The following is a 17,892-nucleotide window of genomic DNA, read 5'->3' as shown; positions in this document are numbered from 1 at the left end:
AAACAGCTTGACGGGGAACGCCCTGTCCGCTAAATGTCCTTTCCCACGCGGGAGAAAACTCCCGACAATGCGGAGCGGTAGTTAAGTCGGTTATAACGCCGGCCTGTCACGCCGGAGGCCGCGGGTTCGAGTCCCGTCCGCTCCGCCACTGCAAGTAAAGCCCTGATGTAATCACATCAGGGCTTTTTTTTGTTGCGCGGACTTCTCTTTCCCCGTGCGGGACTTGTTTTTCTTATGCAGGGCATTATGTTGCGGGCACGGTCGTGTGTCGTCACGTGCAGTCCCTGCGGCCGCATGATATCCGTCTGCCTTGCCGGGCACGCTGTCTGGGCAGGCGGCACAAAGGAGAACACGCGTGGATATTGCCATTCTTGTTGCCCTGATACTTCTTAACGGCGTTTTTGCCATGTCCGAGATAGCCCTTGTCACCGCCCGCAGAAGCCGTCTGCAAAAAATGGCGGAAGAAGGTGACCGTTCCGCAGCCGTGGCCATCCGGCTGGGTGAAGAGCCTACCCAGTTTCTTTCCACTGTGCAGATAGGCATAACGGCCATAGGCATACTGAACGGCATAGTGGGAGAAGCCGCACTGGCCGGGCCTCTTGCCCTGATGCTGCAGAATGCCGGTCTGGAAAGCGGGACAAGCTCGGCCGTGGCAACCACAGTTGTGGTGGCGGGCATCACCTATTTTTCCATTGTGGCGGGCGAACTGGTGCCCAAACGCATAGCGCAGTTCAATGCCGAAGGCATAGCGCGCAGCATGGCCAGACCCATAGCCCTGCTGGCCTGTCTGTCGCGTCCGTTTGTGTATCTGCTTTCTGTTTCCACTGATGCCCTGCTGCGGCTGGTGGGCAAAACTGAACTGAGCAGCGCCAACCTGACCGAGGAGGACATCCACGCCATACTGACGGAAGGTTCACAGGCGGGTGTCATCGAAAAACACGAGCATGATATGGTGCGTAATGTCTTTCGTCTTGACGACAGGCAGATTCCTTCGCTGATGACTCCGCGCAGCGATATTGTGTTTCTGGATATCACGCAGCCGCTTGACGGGTTTCTGGACACAGTGGTGGCCTCTGATCATTCCCGCTTTCCGGTATGCCGCGGCGGTCTGCACGAGGTGCTGGGCGTCATCAGTGCCAAGCGTCTGCTCAAGCAGCGGCTGAAAAACGAACCGGCAGAAAAACTGACCGGATATCTGCTGCCGGCTGTGTATGTGCCGGAGTCGCTGACGGGCATGAAGCTGCTTGAACAGTTCCGGGAATCCGGTGTGCAGATGGTTTTTGTGGTTGATGAATACGGTGATATTTCCGGTCTGATCACGTTGCAGGACCTGCTGGAAGCGCTCACAGGGAAGTTCCGCCCGCGCGATCCGGACGAAATGTGGGCTGTGCAGCGTGACGACGGTTCGTGGCTGCTGGACGGGCTTATCCCTGTGCCGGAACTGAAGGACAGGCTTGACCTCAAAACCGTGCCCGACGAGGCAAAAGTCCGCTATCATACCTTGAGCGGCATGATGATGTGGCTTTTCGGCCGGTTGCCGCGTACAGGTGATGTGGCGGAGTGGCAGGGCTGGCAGCTGGAAGTTGTGGATCTTGACGGCAAGCGCATCGACAAGGTGCTGGCCAGCAGGATTTCCGGTTACGAGGCTTCGCAGCCGTCTGCGGCTGGTCCGGACGGGCGCTGATGCGCCGCACTGCGGTTTACGGCTTCAACTGTTGATCACGGAGGTGCAATGCAGCAACCGGACATGCTGCCGCAGTTCACACAGGTGACCTGCAGGTACAGGGAACACGTTCTGCGGCTTACGGTTCCCGCCGGAGAATCCTTTCTGGCGGGCGATATCTTTCTGCGCAACGAATATCCGCTGACAGGTCTCAAAGGCGTTTTCCGAAAGCCGGTCATTGTGGATGTGGGGGCCAATGTCGGGCTTTTTGCCCTGTACATGCACCTGAATATCAAGGGCGCTGTGATTCATTGCTTTGAACCTTCTGCCGCGTTGTGCGGCGCCCTGCGGCGCAATCTGGCCGGATGCCCGGAAGTGCGGCTGCATGCTGTGGCCCTGTCTGACCACGACGGCAGGGAATTGTTCAATCTTAATACCCGCAAAGCAGGACAGAGCTCGCTGCACAGCGTCACCGGACCTCAGGGTGAAGGCTGGGTGCGCGAACATGTGGATGTGCGTCATGCCGGACGCGCCTTTGATGAACTGGGCATAGATCATGCCGATATTCTGAAAATAGATACCGAGGGGAGCGAGCCTGAAATTCTGGAAAGTCTGGGGCCGAGGCTTGATGGCGTGAAGCATCTGTATATCGAGTATCACAGCCTGCGTGACCTGGCCCGCATACGGGCGCTTTTGTCCGGATTTGAAGAAACGTCCTGTGTCGCGCGGGGTGACGCAGTGGGTGTGCTGCGGTTTATGCACCGCTCATTACGTTAGCAGACGGCGCACGCAGAACGGCCCGCGCACAAGGCACGGGCCGTTTGCCATATATCTGCTGCGGGCAGTTTCAGCACCCGCTGCCGCAGTTGGTCAGGCAGGCGTGTTTGGCCAGCCCTGCCAGTGAAGTTTCTCTGTAACCGCACTTCAGGTCTCTGCCGGTTTCGCCCATGGTCTGCACCACCTGATCAAAACTGATACGGTGGTTTCCGTCGGTGAACAGCGTGTATTCCGCTGCGTTGATGGCTCTGATGGCCGAAACCGCGTTGCGTTCTATACAGGGCACCTGTACATACCCGCCCACGGGGTCACAGGTCATGCCCAGATGGTGTTCCAGCGCCATTTCCGCGGCGTAGTCTATCTGCATATGGGTACCGCCGAACAGATAGGCGGTCATGGCCGCGGCCATGGCGCACGCTGTACCCACTTCGCCCTGACAGCCCACTTCGGCACCCGATATGGAGGCGTTTTCCTTTACAAGGTTGCCGACCAGTCCGCCCACGGCAAGAGCTTTCAGTATTTCTGTGTCGGCAAGGCTGTAATCTTCTTTAAGCGAACGCAGCACGGCGGGCACCAGACCTGCCGAGCCGCAGGTGGGCGCGGTAACCACCAGCCCGCCGGAGGCGTTTTCTTCCGATACTGCCAGTGCATAGGCGAATGTCATACCGGTGGAACGCAGTCTGCCGGACTGGATGCGGGCTTTTTTGTAAAACGCGTTGGCTTTGCGCGGGTAGCGCAGGTCGCCCGGCAGCAGGCCGGTTTTGCCCAGTCCGCGTTCTATGGAGTCCTGCATGGCCTGCCAGATGTCCTGCAGAAAAGGCCACAGGCCCGGGCCTTCCTGAGATTCGACATACTCCCACAGCTCTATGTTGTCCGCACGGCAGTGACCCATGATGGCCGTAAGAGTGGTCAGCGAGTAAAAATTGCCGGCACCGCGTGTCAGCGAATCCGGTTCGGCTATGGTGCCGCCGCCCACGCTGTACACTTCCCAGGTGGAGGCGGGGTCTTCCGGCACGTTCCCCTGTGCGTCCAGCGCTTCGAAAACCATGCCGTTGGTGTGGAAGGGACGTACCTCTTCTGGTTTCCAGACAATGGTCGTGCGTTCTTCACCCAGTGTTTTTTTGATGATCCAGTCTGTCAGGTGGCCTTTGCCCGTGGCGGCAAGGCTGCCGAGCAGCGTGACACGGTAATGCGCAGCCTGCGGGGTGCGCCGCAGAAACTCTGTGGCTGCCTTTTGCGGACCCATGGTGTGGCTGCTGGAAGGGCCGTTGCCCACCTTGTAGAGTTCCTTGAGAGAGTCCATATGTACTCCGTTGTGTGCAGTATATAAAAAAAGGCTGTCCGGCGGCGCCGTGCCGCGCGGGCCGCGGCGGCGTGCACTGTCTGCGGCGCTCAGCGCCGCGGGGCGTCGTGCAGCCGGACAGCCCCTGAGTGTGACTGTGCAGGTTACGGCTGTGCCGACAGCACCTCGTCCAGCAACTCCGCAAACAGCGAAGCTCCCAGAAGAATGATCTTGTCGTTGAAGTCGTACTTGCTGTTATGTATCAGCGCGGAATCCGTGCCGTTGCCTATCCATACAAAACACCCTTTGGTTTTCTGCATGTAAAAGGCGTAGTCTTCGCTGCCCATGGCGGGCAGTTCTTCAGTGAGCACGTTTTCCTGTCCCACCACACGCGCCGCGGCGGCTATGGCCATATCCGGCGTGGAGTTGATGACCGGCGGGTGCTTGCGGTGGTAGGTGAAGGCGGCTTTTACGCCGTAGGTCACCTCGAGTCCCTGCGCCAGCTGTGCCAGCGATTCCTCGATGAGGGCCTGCACGCGCGGGTCGGTGGTGCGCACGTTGCCGCGTATGGTCACTTCGTCGGGAATGATGTTGCAGGCGCTGCCGCCGTGTACCTGTGTGATGCTTATGACGCCTTTGTCATGTGCCGAAATGCGCCGGGCAACAATGCTCTGCGCGTTTTTTATGAAGTCGGCCACTGCGGCGAAAGGTTCGTTGCAGGCGTGCGGAACGGAGGCGTGTCCGCTTTTGCCGCGTATGACCAGATCGAAGCGGTCTTCGGAGGCCATGGCGGTGCCTTTGTGCACGATCATCTGGTTTTCGCCGTAAGGCGGCCAGTTGTGCATGCCGAACATGTAGTCGATGCTGTATTTTTCAAACAGACCGTCTTTGATGACTTCCAGCGCTCCGCCGTAGCCTTCTTCTCCGGACTGGAACAACAGCAGCACGGTTCCTTTGAAATCGCGGTGCTGCGCCAGATACCCGGCAAAAGCCAGCAGCGTGGCGGTGTGGCCGTCGTGGCCGCACGCATGCATGCGGCCACAGGTCTGCGAAGCATACGGCAGGCCGGTTTCTTCGCAGGTTTCCAGTCCGTCCATATCGGCCCGGAAGGCCACTGTCACGCCGGGAGCAGTGCCTTCCACTTTGGCCAGCAGCGAGTTGACGCCGATGTCTTCATATCCGATGCCCAGTCCGTCCAGCTGTTTTTTTACAAACGCTGCGGTATTCACTGTTTCCAGACCCACTTCGGGACAGGAGTGCAGGTACTGGCGTATGCTTTTCAGCTCTTCGAAACGGGCCTCGATTTCCGGCTTCACAGGCATTTATATCTCTCCAAGATATTTCAGCACAACGTGGGCGATGGCTGCGGAACCCACATAGGTTCCTGCCATTACAAACAGGCTGACCACAACGATACGCCATCCTGTTTCTTTCAGGGCGGGCAGGTCTTTGCCTATGCCTACGCCTGCGTACGCAAGGATGGGGGTGGTAAGCGCAAGGAAGTTGACCTTGGACACCCACGCGGCCACAGTTGCACTGCCGGGAAATCCGGGCAGTGTTACAATCATGCCGATGGTGATGACGTACAGTACGGTGGGCAGCTTGTAGATGAACCGGTTGGCCAGAATACCCAGTACACAGATGACGAACAGGGTGGCCATGCCGGGCAGCGCCTCTGCCAGACCGAATCCGTAGCCTATCCAGTTGCCCACAAGGGTTATAACGCCGACGAGCGCAAGCACGATGGCAGCTTCTGTAATCTTGCTCATTGGTTACGCCTCCTCGGGTTTACCGTATTTAATGCGGTAGAGTACTTTGTAGAGCTTGTTGGACATGGGCAGGGCTATCAGCATGGACATGTATACGCCGTCCAGACCGGAGAGCGTGTTACTGGCCACGCCAAAGGCCTGAATCTGTTCGGCCATGTCGGGGTAGATGGCTGAAAGACTGCCCACGGTGGCGGTCATCATGCTGGCGGAACCCACACCCGAAGCCATGGCGAGGGCATAGGGGTGGAATACGTTGAAAATGCTGAGGAACGATGCGGTAAGCCCGAAGAATATTGTGCCGAACACGGTACCGCAGATATATACGCCCATAACGCCGCGGCCTTCGGGCGAGTTCAGTCCGTAAATGTCGCCTATGAGCGCCACGTTGGGTTCGCGGGCGATGGAGTGCGCGGCGCCGATGGATTCCCTTTTAAGTCCGAGGAACATGGCAATGGGAATACCGATGAGCAGCGTGCCGATGTTGCCGAACTCCTGCAGTATGAGCGCGGGGCCGGCTTTGAGTATTTCAAAGAATTTGGGGCCCACAAGCGTGCCGTAGCGGGCCATCAGCAGCATCAGCGTAAGGCTGACGAGCGAGCTGGCATGGTCCATGTCCTTGTCGTTGACAACTTTGAGGAATTTAGGACCGAGAAATGTGCCGATAAACACGGCATACAGCATGGGTATGAGCACCAGCATACCCGGGCCGACTTCGAACTTGAGAATGCCGATCAGCTCGGAAACGGCAACCAGCGCCAGAACGAGCAGATGGATCTTTACGTTCTTGATAGCATCTAACATGTTGGTAATCCTGCGTTTGCGAAATGTTGTAGCCTTGCGGCACCGGCTGCTGGTCATGTGGCGCGGCCGGTGCTCCTCCTCCGTCGATACTGCGTTTTTCCCCTCGGGTGTGTACTCCCTTTTGCTGTTACTGGTTCGGGACATTATGGCCATGTCATAAACGTGTCCGAAATTGTCCGCGAAAAGCCATTACTCAGATGGCTATTTTCACGAGATTTTTCGGGCGGCCGACCTGATGTGCGTTCTCCTTGCCCACCAGTGTGGCGTAGCCGCTGTCCACAAATTTTTTCAGCACCCTGCGCGCACTGCGTTCGCCTATGCCCAGACAGGCAGCCAGATCGCCGGAATCGAACGTGCTTTTGCCTGTTTTGTCTATGACGGCCCGTATGCGGTCCACATAGCTGGGGCTGATGCCGATTTTTTCAGCCATGCGCAGCAGGGTGGTGTCTTCGATGCGGGTGCGGTAGCGCAGCTCGCCCTGTTGCCCCAGCGGACCGCGGATGTGGTTGCCGTGCACCAGAAAAACGCCTCCGCGGGGTTGCTTGCGGCCGTGCGCCAGCGCCAGACGGGCTGTTTTTTCGGCTTCGAACGCGGTGGAGCCTATGCCTATGCCGGAAGATATGAGCATGTTGTTGCCCCGTGCCCAGTCCATGAGCCGGGTGAACATATCCAGATGCACATGGCTTTCAATGACGCCCCGCGTGGCAAAAATCACATATTCGCGCTTGCCGAAGTTGAACAGACTGCCCTGAATGGCACGGACATATTCAAGCAGTTCCAGAAAAAAACGGCCTTCATCTTTCATATGTTCGTATTCGTTGACGGACTGTTCGTCGTTGCGGTGCAGGCGTACTATCTGTATGGCGATGCCCGCCGAGCGCAGGTCGCGTGTGGCAATGTCGGAAAGCAGGCGCTCGGTGGTTTCGCGTATCTGCAGCGAACTGGGCAGCATGCGGAAAACGGGATACCCCTCTTCCTTGAGTCGGCGGTACACAGAGCCGAAGCCGGACATGGCTGCCTGCGCCTTGCCGGAATCGAGCAGCTGTCTGTGGCGTTCGTAGTATTCTTCTTCGCGGAATCTGACCGCAAAGGGCATTGAGTATACTTTGCTGAAGGGCAGGGAATATTCGCGGATGACTTCGTTGAGCACGGTATCGGTAATGACATCGACACTGACGCGCGCATGGGGAATACCGCTGCTGCGGATGCCGGAGTAGGCGCGCAGCAGGCTGTAGGCACCGCGCTCGATATGGGCGTGGGGTTTGGTTACTACACCGCGCGCCTTGGCGGCTTCCTGCACGCCGATACCGGCAAACAGCAGCCCGTCGCATTCGCTCTGGCTTTGTTCGAGCACCTGATGCGACTCTTCCGTAAGTTCCCGAACATATGTTTTGAAGGTCAGGTCGGGAAAAAACCGCGTCACGGAATCGTACATGACGGTTACAGAGTCGGACGGACCGATAAGGGCTATGGTTTCACTCATTGATGCGGCGCCTTATATGCGGTGCAGCGGCGTCTGAGCGGTGTGCGTCGTTGTGCGCAGGGCCGCGGACGGACTGCGGTGTATTTCGGTCATGACCAAAATATGACCGTAAGCAAGGCAACTCTGCACGGGAAGCACAAGGGTGTCAACCCCGCGCAGCGGGAAAAAATGCTCATGCTCCTGTGCGGTGCAGCGCGCGAACCTTGTAACGCCGCGGGGCGCTCTGTGCAACTGCCGTAAGGCATTGTTGCGCGATGCCGGAGCATGACGGGCGCGGGAGATGGGGCACACAGGTGCCGGACACAAGACAGGCAGGTTGCTGGCGGATGAAGTAGCGCCGCGCAGGGGGCGCAGGCAAAGAGCGCCTCCGGCGGGTTGCCGGAGGCGCTGCGTTTGTGTGTCAGGGGCAGACATTGGGGCAGACCTAGGGGCAGGCATTGAGCCGACCTAGGGGCAGACGTCCAGCCCCAGATGCTCCATGAGCCGCTGCAGTGTGGTGTCCACAAGCTGCTGTTCCGGCAGGCCGAGCACATCTGCGGTGTGCAGCTGCCGCTCGATGAGTCCGGCGAGCGGCGGCAGCGCGGCACGCAGGGGGGGCAGACCCGGCAGGTCGGGCAGTCCGGAAACGTCGTGCAGGTCTGCCCCGCTGTATCTGTTAAGCAGCAGCGCCTGTCTGCGCAGACCCAGCTGGTCCGCCATGCGGCCCACCTGCGCCGCCGTGTGCAGGCTGCGCAGGCTCGGTTCGCTGACCACCACAAGAGCGTCCACATGTGCCACCGTACCTCTGCCCAGATGTTCCACTCCGGCTTCCAGGTCCACAAGTACACAGGTGTTTTCTTTCATCACAAGGTGCGCCAGCATGGCCTTCAGCAGAGCGTTGGCGTCGCAGGCACACCCCCCGCCCGCATTGGTCACCGCTCCCATGACCAGCAGCCGCTTTCTGCCGGCAGCCGGTGCATACAGCGGTCCGCCGGAAACAGGCACGTCCACTGCCAGCTGGTGCGGCAGGTCGCTTACGTCGGGGTTGAGGTCAAGAAAGCCCCCCGCGTGGATGAGCCGGTTTATCAGGTCTTTTCTGGCTGTCAGCGGTTCGGGCAGACTGTCTGCAGCCACACCGCAGGCCTGTCCCAGCGAAAGCGCGGTGTCCGCGTCAACCATCCAGACATCGCGGCCGTTGCGGGCCAGCCAGTCGGCTGTCCACGCGGTGACCGATGTTTTGCCCACGCCGCCTTTTCCGGCAAATGCCAGTTTCATATGCCGTCTCCTGCGTGCCGGTTATTCGCCAAGGCCCAGCGCTTTGCGTTTTGCGCGTATGCGCAGGTCAAATGCCAGTGCAGCCTTTACGGGGTCCGGCTCGATGAAGAACGAAGCCCCCACAAGGTCTTCAAGACCGGAGACCGCAAGGTCGGTGACTGTCTGCGAACCGAGAATATGCGGCGGGTGGCCCAGATGCGTGTAGATGCCGCTGGCCACGGCGTACAGGCCGATGGCGGCGGCTTTTTCCGAATACCATTCCGGAGACGAAGCCCCGACGGGCAGGTCGCTTATGTCTACGCCAAGTGCATTTGCCAGTGCCGCGCACAGCTGCAGAATGCGGGAATTATCAACGCATGAGCCGTAATGCAGCACAGGGGGTATGCCCAGTGCGCCGCAGATTTTGCGCAGTCCCGGTCCGGCCTGTTCCGCGGCCTCAGGCAGCAGCAGCCCGGCTTTGCCCGCCGCGGTGGTCACGCAGCCGGTAACCAGCACCAGAATGTCTTTTTTGATAAGCTCTTTTGCAAGCCCCACGTTCATGGAGTCCTGCTGGAACTTCGGGTTGTTGCAGCCTACAATACCCACGGCGCCGCGTATGTCGCCCGCGGCTATGGCCTGCACCAGCGGGTCCAGTGACCCGCCCAGCGCCGCTATGACGGCCTCGTTGGAAAAGCCTGTCATGATGTTTACAGGCTCGCCGGGTATCTGCACGCGCGATGCATCACGGCGGGCATATGCCTGCACCGCCATGCGCACTATTTCGCGGGCCTGCTCCAAAGCGTTGTGGGGGTGGATGTCAAAATGAACCGCTCCGGTAAAGCGCGCTTTCTGCGCAGTGTCGATGAACAGCGTGTGATAACACCCTGCAATCTGCACAAGGCTGGGCATTATGCACTGGTAATCAACCACCACCGCTTCCACCGCTCCGGTGACGATGGCCAGTTCCGTCATCAGGTGGTTGCCCGCCATGGGAATGCCCTGCCGCATGAGCAGTTCGTTGCCGGTGCAGCACAGACCGGCCACATTGATGCCCTGCGCCCCCATAGCTTCAGCTTCGGCTATCAGTGCGGGTTCGCGGGCTGCGGCCAGAATCATTTCCGAAACCACGGGATTGTGGCCGTGGACCAGTATGTTCACTTTATCTTTTTTTATGGCGGCCAGATTGGCATGCGACATGGACGGCTGCGGTGTGCCGAAGATGACGTCGGAAAGCTCGGTGCCGATCATGGAACCGGCCCAGCCGTCGGCCAGAGCGGTGCGGGCCGCATGGATAAGCGTGTTGGGTGCGTCGTTGTCGCAGCCCATGTGGGTGCGGTGCATCATTTCCGCTATTTCGCGGTCCACGCCCCGGGGGGTCATGCCCAGTCTGTCCCACAGCTCCCTGCGTTTGGCGGGCACCCTGCACAAAAAGGCCACTTCCTTTTTACGGCTTCCGAAATCGGCGTAGAAAATATCGATAAGCTCCGCAGCGATGTCCATGGTGCTGCGGTCTTCCACGGTCACTCCCAGTTCGGCGGCTATGCGCCGCAGTTTTGCTTCGTCGGTGATGCGGTAGTCGGATGTACTGCCTTCGACAATGGATTCAAGCACCTCAACCAGATCGCGCCCGTGGTCGGAATGACCGGCAGAGCCGCCGGCCACAAAGCGGCCGAAGTTGCGGGCCACAATGACGTCGGCATCGGCTCCGCAGACGCCGCGCGGCGCTTTGGGGGTAATCTTGCACGGCCCCATGGTACAGTTGCGGCAGCTTACTCCCAGTTCGCAGAATTTACAGTGGGGTGTCTGCTGCTGCAGGCGCTCATGTGCCGTTTCAATGCCCTCGGCCCGTGCTTTGGTCAGCATGGCTCTGGCATCTTCCCAGATGGAGAGTTCTTCTACGGGACGCGGTTCTTTTGCCATACCTGTATCCTCCGGAAATAGCAGACGGCATGCGGCTGTCTGCGTTGTGTGTGTCTGAGGCCGGTGCTTATGATGGCATACGGGCGGAAAAAAGTTTGTCGGCTGGCTGACACCCCGTGCAGAAAAGAAACAAAGAACTGTTACTGCTGTGTCTGCCGGTGCAGGGCTTCCATATCGGGAATAACCCAGACGGAACGCCCTTTTTTGACCATGATGCCTTCGCGCACCAGATTGTTGAGCAGGGTGGATACTGTCTGGCGGGTGGCCCCCATATGCAGAGAAAGTTGTTCCGTGGTCAGGGCAAGGCGCAGTTCTGTGCCTTCGGAACACGGGGTGCCGGTGCGCAGGGCTTCTTTGTGCAGAAACGACGTGAGGCGGGTATAGATGTCCTTGAAGGCAAGGCTGCCGATGATTGAAAATGAATTGTTCAGTATCTGGCCGAGCACGCGCACCATGGTGCGTGTGAACAGAGGGATTTCGCTCATGCAGCGTTTGACGGACTGCACATCGGTCACCATCAGGGTCGAATCTTCCAGCGCCTGCGCGTAACATCCGGCGTGCGTTGAATACAGGTCGCCCGGTTCGAGCACCCCCAGTGTGAATTCTTTTTCTTCGTACCCCAGATAAATGCGCACTCTGCCGCTGGCGATAACGAAAACAAGATTTTCATCTGTTTCGGGGTGGAAGGCAACCGCACCTTTGGTGACGCTCCGCCGGGTGAATATTCCGCGCAGCTCAGTCAGTTCCGGCCGCTGCAGTTCATCAAGCAGATTGATTTCTGAAAATTTCATGGTTCCCCCCCGCAGTTTCGTTATAACAACATAACGGGGTAGCATGCGTTGCGAACCGCGCGCAAGCGTGGCTGCTGTGCGTCCGACGCTGTCCTTTGTCCTTGATGGGCAAAAAAAAGCCCCGGCATGAGCCGGGGCGTGTGCGCTTTGCGGGCGGCGCCGCAGTTTACTTGCGGGCCGCGGTGGTACAGTCTTTCAGCGCCAGCATGAGGCCGGAAAGAAAACAGGTCTCTGCCGTAAGTTTAAGAATCTCTTCAGCCATGTCTATGCCGTGCGCAATCTGTGTGGCGTTTTCGGTGATGTGCAGCACATTGATGACAAAGTCCGGTCTGCCGGCCATGTCCAGCCCGCTGTGAATGACCATGACCACAAAGCCTGCTGCCAGCACCGTTATGGTTTTTTTGAAGCGCAGAATTTCGCGGCGGTACCAGTACAGTGAAAACATGCCGATAAAGGCATAGCCCAGTACAATGAAGTCATCTATCCGCTCGGTGAACGCTGAATGCTGCATGCCGGAGCCGCGGTAGATCATTCTGTCCACGCCCTCATGGATGAGCGTTTTTTCGTCCACGGTCAGAAAGGCAAACCCCACGGCCATAAGCAGCCAGATAAGCTTGTCCGACGTAATGCTGAACCGTTCTCCCGCCATGCGCCGTCTGTAGATTTTTGCTGCGGTTATGCCGCATGCCGCCAGCAGCATGATGGAAGTGGCTGTCAGCGGGCCTCGTTCATCAAAGGGAACACGCTTGTAGAGATTGAATGTCACTTCCAGCGCCGCCACCGCAAGCATGGAGCCGATGACCACGGCAAACAGCCGGGCAACGCTTGTGGCGGGACGCCGCCACGCATACCCTATGGTCAGGGCAATAAGGGCCTGCGGCAGCAGGTGCAGCATGTAGCCGGAAAGGTACATGCTGAAATGTTCGGCTGTCAGAACCGCCATGATGGCCGGAAGCACAAGAAAATCGACTGCGGAGCGCTTGTTTGTATCTGATTGGGTATGTTGCATAGCTTTTTTGATGCCACATGTATTGGCTGGCGCACTTGTGTGTCAATGGGGTTACAAAAATAAAAAAAGATATACCGCTGACTGACCGCCCGCGGGGCAATTGCGGTGTCCTTGTTGCCTGTACGCTCAGCCTTGCGTATGCTTGCCGCATGCTGACTGTGAAATGTGCGGCCTGCCGCCGTAAATTGTGGAAGTATCTGAAACTCGGCCCCGGTGAAGTGTTGCGCTGTCACAAGGACAGGATCACCAGAGAATTTGATTTTGAAGTACGCGACGGTAAAATCCGGTGCCTGTGCGGAAAGCCTGTCGGCATTGATAAAGGCAGTTATTATAGCATGGTAAAGGGTAGCTTTACCTATGCCGGCACCAAGGACCCCAAGCGCTGACGGCTTTTGAAGAAAAAAATGAAAAAGTTGATTGACAGCGGGGTGGGGTCCGTGTAGAAGCTCTTTCTCGCGGACGGTTAGCTCAGCTGGTAGAGCACTGCCTTCACACGGCAGGGGCCACAGGTTCAAGTCCTGTACCGTCCACCACATGCGGAGCGGTAGTTAAGTCGGTTATAACGCCGGCCTGTCACGCCGGAGGCCGCGGGTTCGAGTCCCGTCCGCTCCGCCACTGCAAGCAAAGCCCTGATACATATGTGTCAGGGCTTTTTTGTTTTCCGGTTGTCTGCTACGCGTTACAGGGACCGGCCACCAATCACGCTGGAGTTGTAATGAACATAGTTGCCGCCGCACAGGAAGATTATCCGGAAATACTCGCGGTCTGGGAGGCCTCGGTACGGGCTACCCATGACTTTTTGACCGAAGACAATATTCAGTTTTTCAAACCGCTGATTTTGAAGGAGTATCTGCCTGCTGTGGATTTATACTGCGCAAAGGATGAGACCGGCAGGATTCATGGCTTTCTGGGCGTGGCGGAACAGAATATCGAGATGCTTTTTCTTGCTCCTGAAAGCCGCGGCAGGGGGCTGGGAAAGCTGCTGGTGAATTTTGCCGTTGCAGAGCTCGGTTCCGTCAGGGTCGATGTCAACGAACAAAATCCTTCAGCTGCGGGGTTTTACGAATATATGGGCTTTACGGTTGTGCGGCGTTCTTCTGTGGACGGGCAGGGGCAGCCTTTTCCCCTTCTGCATATGGAGCTGCGGAAATGACCTGACCGCACCGCTAGTGTTTGCCGCCGCATATGGTTTTTTGCGCGCAATACAGCCGCCCCTGCTTTTTGCGACAGCAGGGGCGGCTGTATTGCTTTTTTGTTTTCAGCCGGGCGCATGGCCTTCCTGCACGCTCCGGCGGCCATGCGGCCGCGGGCCGTGCCGTCGGGACCGGCAGTGCTGCGGCAGGCGGATATCTGTTCCGTGTGTTGCCTCGGGTGTCCGGGGTGGCTGTTCCGGTGTGATGGGTGTACACAGAGCACAAAGGAGATAACATCGATGAAGGTTAGAAGTGTTAAGGCTGTCTTTTTTTCTCCCACCGGAACCACGCGGCGCATTGCCGAATGCATCGGCAGGGCGGCGGCTGCCGGCGAGCTGCAACTGACTGATCTGACCTTGCCGCAGACCCGCGGGCAAAAAGTGTTCTGTGCCGGTGACGAGTTGCTGATACTGGCAGTGCCGGTATATCGCGGCAGAGTGCCCGGCCTGCTGCGTGACTGGCTGGATACAATGCTGCTGGACGGGACACCTGCGGTCTGTGTGGCGGTATACGGCAACAGAGCCTATGACGATGCCCTGCTGGAACTGAAAGATCTGGTCAGCGCACGGGGCGGTGTGGTTGTGGCTTGTGCGGCGTTCGTAGGTGAGCATTCGTATTCCGCGGCGGATACCCCTGTGGCGGCGGGACGTCCGGATGCAGAGGACTGCAGGCGCGCGGAAGAATTCGGAGAACAGGTGGGCCGGTTGCTTTCGGACTGCGGTTCTGCAGCGGGAGCCGGCGGGGTGGCGGTGCCGGGTAACCGTCCCTACATTGAAATGCCGGGGCGCAGTGTGCCGGAGTTTATAGGTGTGGATGAAACCTGCACGGAATGCGGTGTATGTGCTGCCGCCTGTCCTGTGGAGGCCATTGAGATGGCCGGTGGCCCCGTGATGGATATGAACCTGTGTATTTTCTGCTGTGCCTGCATCAGGTGCTGCCCTGAGCAGGCCAGGTATATGAAGGAGGGGGTTATGAAGGATCTGGCCCGTCGCCTTGCAGACACATGCAGTGCGCGCAAGGAGCCGGAGTTCTTTTTTGCCCGCGGATGAACGGGGCCGTAAGCCGCAGGCGCCCGTCGCGGGCTCTGCCGGCAGCTTGCTGCCGCGCGCAGGTCAGCAGTTGCGGGCTATGACATCCCGCAGGGCCGCCTGCGGCATAGGCTTGCCCAGCAGATAGCCCTGAACCTGATCACAGCCCATATCCTGCAGTTGCGCCAGCTGTTCAGGTGTTTCCACGCCTTCGGCCAGAGCCACCATACCCAGACCGTGTGCCAGATGGATGATGGCCCGCACCACACGCACGGAGTTTTCATCGGTGGTTATGTTGTCCACAAAACTTTTATCAATTTTCAGGCAGTAGCAGGGAAAACGTGTCAGATAAGCCAGCGAAGAATATCCTGTGCCGAAATCGTCCAGCGCCACATGCAGGCCGATGCTGCGCAGATATTGCATTTTGCGGGCGGCGGTTTCCGGATTGCTCATCAGGGCGGATTCAGTTAGTTCCAGAATGATGGATTCGTGCGGCATCTCAAAGGCCGCCAGTGTTTTTTCCAGCTTGCGGATAAAGGTCGGGCGGTCCATGTGCGAGGCGCTCAGGTTGACGGAAAAATGCAGCGCGCGGCACGCGGGAAGACTGGCGCGCATTTCTCCCCATATGCGGCAGGCTTCGCGCAGCACATAGCGGTCAAGGTGCAGAATAAGCCCGGTGGTTTCCGCCATGGGCACAAATTCGGCAGGACTCACTATTCCCCTTTCGGGGTGGTTCCAGCGGACAAGCGTTTCAAAGCCTATCAGTTCCGGCTGAGGGGTAAGGGCGTACTGCGGCTGAAAGACAAGAAAGAAGTCTCCGTTGCGCAGACTGCGGCGGAACTGGTTTTCAAAATGGATGGTGAGCTGGGCTTTGTCCTGCATGGAGCGGCTGAATACGGCAATGCGGTTTCTGCCGCGTTGCTTGGCACGCATCATGGCCGTGTTGGCTTTGGCAATCACATGCTCGGGTCTGGTATCCTGCGCGGTTCCCATATACAGGCCGAAACCGCAATCCAGCGAAAACTGGATATCGCCGGAAAAATACGGTTGTTTCAGCGCCGCCTTGACTGCCTGTGTGCGCTGAACAGCTTCGCGCGGGCTGCCTGTGCGCAGCAGGATGGCAAAGTCGTCACCGCCGAGACGGGCTGCCACATCGCCGGGTTTCATGGACGCCTGAAGTCGCTGCCCGACCTGCTCCAGAATCTGATCGCCCACATAATGAGCAAAGCTGATGTTAACCCGTTTAAAGTTCATGATATCCACAAACACCAGTGCATATCCGGCAGGAGAGGTCTGCATGGCTTCGCCGAGCAGTTCCATGATGAGCCGGCGGTTGGGCAGCCCCGTCAGGTAGTCGTGCACGGCCTGATGCTGCAGCGAGGCATTGGCGGAAAGGGCGGTATGCAGCCCTGTGGAAGTCACCTGTGCCGTAATGAATACAAAGACGGCTCCGAGAAAAAGTATGGTTCCGGATATGGCGGAGATGTCCTGCGGAATATGCGGGCCGCTGTTTGTAAGCATCAGCAGATACAGCACCATGAACATGGCGATGAAGCCCACCAGCGTGATAAACTGTGTGGTTCCGCAGCGGTGCAGTGACACCGGATGCCGCCGGACTTCCCTGAGCAGTTTGAGGTACCGCAGTGCGCTGAATGTGAGCAGCAGCAGGCCGCAGCCTACAGATGCCGAGAACGGGGTAAGAAGAAAGTGTTGTAATGAGTTCATGAGCGGGGTGGCAGCTATCCTGTTTTGCCGCACTATACAGAGTTCACCGGCTGTTGTCACATGGATGTCACGGGCTCCGGAACAGTGGCGCAGACATAAAAAAAGGAGAGGCAGTCCTCTCCCTGTTGTATGCGTGGATGACACAATTCAGCGCCACGTGACGGAAGCCGCGGCTCTGGGCGGAATACGCCGCAGCCTGTGAGCGGGCGTGCCCAGCATAAGGGCGCCGTATACATGGTGGCCTTCCGGCAGCTTCAGGTATTCATTAATGGGCTGATAGAATTTTGCCGCGCGCATGAAAAACCCTGCCCAGCATGCGCCAAGTCCCATGGGCTGGCAGGCAACTTCCACCGATGCCAGAGCAATGGCGCAGTCGACCTGCGGAGAAAGCGACGCTTCATGCGCATGGGCAATGAGCAGACACGGGGCGTTGCGGTGTATCATGTCGCGGCCGTTTTCAAATGCTTCCACAATTTCGGGCAGTGTACCGTTGCGGCGCATCCACTCAATGACCAGTTCCGCCAGCCGGTTTACATGCGGCTGTTCCGCCACCATCCAGTGCACAGGCTGCAGATTGCGCGCAGTGGGTGCCCAGCGGGTCATGTCGATAAGCGTTTCTATGTCCGCGTGCGAAACAGGGTCTTTTCTGAAGACCCGTACAGATCTGCGTCCGCGGAAAAGCTGCATGGCCTGCGGGATGGTCACGGCCAGTCCGGCATCCGTACGGGGAAAGTCAGCACTGTCGGCACCGCCTACGCTTATGGCGCCGGCCGGACAGACAGCCATGCAGTGCCCGCAGTTCACACACATGTTTTCCGCGCCTTTTACCAGCTGGGGCACGCCGTCTTCACGCGGGGTAAGCAGCAGAAAGGGACATTCGGCCATACACAGGCCGTCTGCGCTGCATTTTTCCTGATCAATCGTTATTGTCGGCATTGTTCCTCCGCCGCCGGTGACAGGGGGTTAAAAAAGAAAGTGACCGGTCGGTTACGATCCGGATATGGGCCCGAATGGAACCGGAACGGAGTTTTCCGCTTTCATCCGGTGCCGTGGCCGGCGGCAACGGCACTGTAGCACTACAGTGTATCCGGGCAAGGCAGGCACCTGCAGGTGTCTATCTTTATTTCATTAAAGCAATATGTTGCGCTGCTGTGGCAACTGTAGAAAAAAAGACGGACCGGCATGCCGGTCCGTCCGTTTTTTTGCGTGCAGAGTCTG

16 protein-coding genes and 3 tRNA genes are annotated in these 17,892 nt (G+C 58.3%); 8 read left to right on the top strand and 11 right to left on the bottom strand.

Annotation, left to right across the window (positions count from 1 at the left end; all coding sequences use genetic code 11):
* The first annotated feature begins 71 nt into the window (after window positions 1-71).
* From ACZ5D1_RS13280 to ACZ5D1_RS13270, 3 genes are all read left to right on the top strand, one after another.
* Window positions 72-148: transfer RNA gene (locus ACZ5D1_RS13280), tRNA-Asp, on the top strand.
* Between the two features lie 207 nt (window positions 149-355).
* Complete coding sequence (locus ACZ5D1_RS13275) at window positions 356-1,684, top strand: hemolysin family protein (RefSeq protein ID WP_011368802.1); 1,329 nt, start codon at window positions 356-358, stop codon at window positions 1,682-1,684.
* Between the two features lie 48 nt (window positions 1,685-1,732).
* Window positions 1,733-2,440, top strand: coding sequence for an FkbM family methyltransferase (locus ACZ5D1_RS13270; protein WP_027182412.1), 708 nt, complete (start codon window positions 1,733-1,735; stop codon window positions 2,438-2,440).
* A 70-nt stretch (window positions 2,441-2,510) separates the two neighbouring features.
* Here the strand turns inward: ACZ5D1_RS13270 and ACZ5D1_RS13265 are convergent, their stop codons facing one another.
* The 9 genes from ACZ5D1_RS13265 to ACZ5D1_RS13225 all read right to left on the bottom strand — a co-directional run bounded on the left by ACZ5D1_RS13265 (window position 2,511) and on the right by ACZ5D1_RS13225 (window position 12,728).
* Window positions 2,511-3,743 carry an L-serine ammonia-lyase, iron-sulfur-dependent, subunit alpha gene (locus ACZ5D1_RS13265; RefSeq protein ID WP_011368800.1) on the bottom strand — a complete coding sequence of 411 codons (1,233 nt, stop codon included), beginning with the start codon at window positions 3,741-3,743 and terminating at the stop codon, window positions 2,511-2,513.
* A gap of 143 nt (window positions 3,744-3,886) precedes the next feature.
* Window positions 3,887-5,044 carry a M20 metallopeptidase family protein gene (locus tag ACZ5D1_RS13260; RefSeq protein WP_464555115.1) on the bottom strand — a complete coding sequence of 386 codons (1,158 nt, stop codon included), beginning with the start codon at window positions 5,042-5,044 and terminating at the stop codon, window positions 3,887-3,889.
* Window positions 5,045-5,491, bottom strand: a complete 447-nt coding sequence (locus ACZ5D1_RS13255; protein ID WP_011368798.1) for a hypothetical protein — start codon at window positions 5,489-5,491, stop codon at window positions 5,045-5,047.
* 3 nt (window positions 5,492-5,494) lie between these two features.
* Window positions 5,495-6,292, bottom strand: a complete 798-nt coding sequence (locus tag ACZ5D1_RS13250) for a DUF3100 domain-containing protein (protein WP_011368797.1) — start codon at window positions 6,290-6,292, stop codon at window positions 5,495-5,497.
* 193 nt (window positions 6,293-6,485) lie between these two features.
* Window positions 6,486-7,775: an ATP-binding protein gene (locus ACZ5D1_RS13245; protein ID WP_011368796.1), complete on the bottom strand. Its 1,290-nt coding sequence runs from the start codon at window positions 7,773-7,775 to the stop codon at window positions 6,486-6,488.
* Between the two features lie 447 nt (window positions 7,776-8,222).
* Window positions 8,223-9,029 carry an ATP-binding protein gene (locus ACZ5D1_RS13240; protein WP_273193194.1) on the bottom strand — a complete coding sequence of 269 codons (807 nt, stop codon included), beginning with the start codon at window positions 9,027-9,029 and terminating at the stop codon, window positions 8,223-8,225.
* Window positions 9,030-9,050: 21 nt separating this feature from the next.
* A complete protein-coding gene (cooS, locus tag ACZ5D1_RS13235; protein WP_273238251.1) occupies window positions 9,051-10,928 on the bottom strand; it encodes an anaerobic carbon-monoxide dehydrogenase catalytic subunit in 1,878 nt (625 codons plus the stop codon).
* A gap of 140 nt (window positions 10,929-11,068) precedes the next feature.
* The gene (locus ACZ5D1_RS13230) at window positions 11,069-11,719 is read right to left on the bottom strand and encodes a Crp/Fnr family transcriptional regulator (protein WP_273193201.1); all 651 of its coding nucleotides are present in this window, start codon (window positions 11,717-11,719) and stop codon (window positions 11,069-11,071) included.
* 166 nt (window positions 11,720-11,885) lie between these two features.
* Window positions 11,886-12,728, bottom strand: coding sequence for a hypothetical protein (locus ACZ5D1_RS13225; RefSeq protein ID WP_011368792.1), 843 nt, complete (start codon window positions 12,726-12,728; stop codon window positions 11,886-11,888).
* 149 nt (window positions 12,729-12,877) lie between these two features.
* Here ACZ5D1_RS13225 and ACZ5D1_RS13220 point away from each other — a divergent pair, with 149 nt between their 5' ends.
* From ACZ5D1_RS13220 to ACZ5D1_RS13200, 5 genes are all read left to right on the top strand, one after another.
* Window positions 12,878-13,114 carry a hypothetical protein gene (locus ACZ5D1_RS13220; RefSeq protein ID WP_027182416.1) on the top strand — a complete coding sequence of 79 codons (237 nt, stop codon included), beginning with the start codon at window positions 12,878-12,880 and terminating at the stop codon, window positions 13,112-13,114.
* 71 nt (window positions 13,115-13,185) lie between these two features.
* A tRNA-Val gene (locus ACZ5D1_RS13215) sits at window positions 13,186-13,261 on the top strand.
* A 5-nt stretch (window positions 13,262-13,266) separates the two neighbouring features.
* Window positions 13,267-13,343, top strand: a tRNA-Asp gene (locus ACZ5D1_RS13210).
* A 100-nt stretch (window positions 13,344-13,443) separates the two neighbouring features.
* Entirely contained in the window at window positions 13,444-13,881 is a 438-nt protein-coding gene (locus tag ACZ5D1_RS13205; protein WP_464555111.1) for a GNAT family N-acetyltransferase, read from the top strand.
* Window positions 13,882-14,160: 279 nt separating this feature from the next.
* The gene (locus tag ACZ5D1_RS13200; protein ID WP_464555110.1) at window positions 14,161-14,970 is read left to right on the top strand and encodes an EFR1 family ferrodoxin; all 810 of its coding nucleotides are present in this window, start codon (window positions 14,161-14,163) and stop codon (window positions 14,968-14,970) included.
* Window positions 14,971-15,033: 63 nt separating this feature from the next.
* On the opposite strand, the gene ACZ5D1_RS13195 is transcribed toward ACZ5D1_RS13200, so the two are convergent.
* Both ACZ5D1_RS13195 and ACZ5D1_RS13190 read right to left on the bottom strand, forming a co-directional pair.
* Window positions 15,034-16,674, bottom strand: a complete 1,641-nt coding sequence (locus ACZ5D1_RS13195; RefSeq protein WP_464555108.1) for a putative bifunctional diguanylate cyclase/phosphodiesterase — start codon at window positions 16,672-16,674, stop codon at window positions 15,034-15,036.
* Window positions 16,675-16,821: 147 nt separating this feature from the next.
* The gene (locus ACZ5D1_RS13190; protein WP_464555106.1) at window positions 16,822-17,610 is read right to left on the bottom strand and encodes a nitroreductase family protein; all 789 of its coding nucleotides are present in this window, start codon (window positions 17,608-17,610) and stop codon (window positions 16,822-16,824) included.
* Between the last annotated feature and the right edge of the window lie 282 nt (window positions 17,611-17,892).

This window comes from Oleidesulfovibrio vietnamensis (assembly GCF_055388115.1).
Note: the sequence above shows the minus strand (reverse complement) of the source record. Positions and strands in the feature narration are given on the sequence as shown.